Here is a 516-nt window from a genome sequence, read left to right as displayed (position 1 = left end):
CGTTCAGATAGAAGATCAACGCGAACTCGTCGAGGGTCAGTGCGGCGCCGATGCCGAACATCGCGGCAAGGACCGTGGCGGCGACCCGGTTCGAGTCCTCGGAGATCGCGATCAGTCCCCCGCCGGCGATCACCATCGTGACGACGCCGAACACCATGTGGTGCACGTGCTGCCCACCGGGGGTGATGTTGCCGGGCCACCAGCGCACCTGTGCCCGGATCAACCGCACGCTGATCCGGATGAAGACGAACGCGGCCACGAAGCCGAGCAAGAAGGCCAGCAGCGGCAGGTGGCCCTGATCGACGATCTCGCGCCGCACCCAGTCGAGCATCACCGGATCACCCCGGCCACCGTGGATTCATGTCCACAGCATTGCAGGAGTGACCCGGTGATTCGGGTCAGTTGTTGCCGAAACCGGCGCGTCGCAGCGCGTCGGCCATCGACCCGGACGCGGCAGGTGCCGAACGGCGGTCGCCGCCCCGGCCCTGCTGGTCACGCTTGCCCTGACCGTTCCGG

At 67.4% G+C, this 516-nt stretch carries 1 pseudogene; it reads right to left on the bottom strand.

Features of this window, described 5'->3' with window-relative positions:
• Positions 1-331, bottom strand: a pseudogene (locus R1101_RS0125310) (hypothetical protein); the annotation flags it as partial.
• Positions 332-516 lie beyond the last annotated feature (185 nt).

It is taken from the genome of Rhodococcus sp. R1101, assembly GCF_000278445.1.
Classification (GTDB): Bacteria; Actinomycetota; Actinomycetes; order Mycobacteriales; family Mycobacteriaceae; genus Rhodococcus; species Rhodococcus gordoniae.
Note: the sequence above shows the minus strand (reverse complement) of the source record. Positions and strands in the feature narration are given on the sequence as shown.